Origin of the sequence: Streptomyces sp. NPDC051133, assembly GCF_040682635.1 — a bacterium.
In the GTDB taxonomy this organism is placed as follows: domain Bacteria; phylum Actinomycetota; class Actinomycetes; order Streptomycetales; family Streptomycetaceae; genus Streptomyces.
In genome coordinates, this window is record NZ_JBFBBK010000220.1 from 1 (window position 1) to 1,570 (window position 1,570).

Genomic DNA, 1,570 nt, shown 5'->3' on the forward strand with positions numbered 1-1,570 from the left:
CGGGCGGATGCCCCGCGTGATCGGCGTCGACGACTTCGCCCTGCGCCGGCGCCACCGCTACGCCACCGTGGTGATCGACGCCGAAACCCATGAGCTTGTTCCTTATGGTGCTGCGCGGTTTCGTTGGCGGGGTAGCTGTGATCGGGTCGATCCGTTCTGGTCGCGTTCGATCAGGGTGGCGGGTCGTTTGACGGTTTTGCCCACGTCGTGGCGGGTGGCACGGTGCCGGTTCGGGACGCCGGGCGGCCGTCCCGGGCCTGGCCGCGTCGGTTTGGGTGCACGGGCCGGACTGACCAAGTGCGGTCGGATGTTCCGAAACCCCCGCCGCACCCGCGACGGAGTCAGCGCGGCGCCGGGGCGCGTGCTCTTCTCCCACGGGCGGCGCTGGTCCACGGCGAGCGGAGCGGTGAGACGGAGCTGGGTGTGCGCCGCGACCACGAGCCAGGTCCAACGATCGGCCGCGTCCGGCGAGCGCAGCCGCGGCCTGGCCCAGCCCAGCGTCTGCTTGAACAGCCTAAATGTGTGCTCAAGGAGCAAGCCGTAATGCCTGCATAGATGACTCCGTGGACGGGAATGTGCCGGTCATCGGGGTAAATGGCCTGCTCAGGGCCGCTGAGACGGTGCGGCGGTTGCGTGAGCGGCAGTTCAGTGACGATGAGGGTGGTGGGGCGTCATGGACGAACCTGTTGCCGGCGAACCCCCCAGTTGCCGTCGTGGGAGAGTCTCCCGGAGTTGAACCGGCAGTTGGCAGTGGGGGTGCTGGGTGTTCTCGCGGCTCGGATGGTGACGGCGGCTCCGGACGACGGGGACGGCGGTGATCTCCGTGGCGGTGGTGGCTCCGTGGGAGCGGGCTGAGGGCAAGATCCAGCGGGAGCACCGTGACCGGCTTGCCGTGGTCTATGTCCGCCAGTCGACGCCGCAGCAGGTCATCGATCACACAGAGTCGACCCGGTTGCAGTACGGGCTGGTCCAGCGGGCCCTGGACCTGGGCTGGTTGGCGGATCGGGTCGTGGTCATCGACGATGACCTGGGGCATTCCGCCTCCGGTGTCCAGGTCCGGGCCGGTTTCCAGCGCCTGGTGTCGGCGTACGGACTTTCCTCCCCAGTCGCGTACGGACGAACGTCCCCAGATGTCAAGCCACTTCGTTCTCCCGCTCGATGGCCTTGAGGCGGTTTTTGAGTCGGTAGCTGGGGCCGTTGATGGAGATCACTTCGCAGTGGTGCAGGAGGCGGTCGAGGATGGCGGTGGCGAGGACCTCGTCGCCGAAGACCTGGCCCCATTCGCTGAAGGTCTTGTTCGAGGTCAGGACGATCGAGCCCTTCTCATAACGCTTGGAGATGACCTGGAAGACCAGGTTCGCCTGGGCTCGTTCGAGGGGCTGGTAGCCGACCTCATCGACCACGAGGACGCTGGGTCGCAGGTAGGTGCCGAGCTTGTTCGTCAGACGCCCGGCGGCCTCGGCGGCTTTGAGGTTGCGGACCATGTCGTCGAGGCTGGTGAAGTAGATCGAGTAGCCGGCCCGGCAGGCCGCGACCGCGAGCGCGACGGCGATGTGGGTCTTGCCGACTC

At 67.4% G+C, this 1,570-nt stretch carries 1 protein-coding gene and 1 pseudogene; both read right to left on the minus strand.

The window, feature by feature from the left end:
• Window positions 1-102: 102 nt before the first annotated feature.
• A pseudogene (locus tag AB0N17_RS46565) lies at window positions 103-531 on the minus strand (transposase); the annotation flags it as partial.
• A 602-nt stretch (window positions 532-1,133) separates the two neighbouring features.
• Window positions 1,134-1,570: ATP-binding protein (locus AB0N17_RS46570; protein ID WP_366017715.1), on the minus strand; the 437-nt coding region annotated here is incomplete at its 5' end.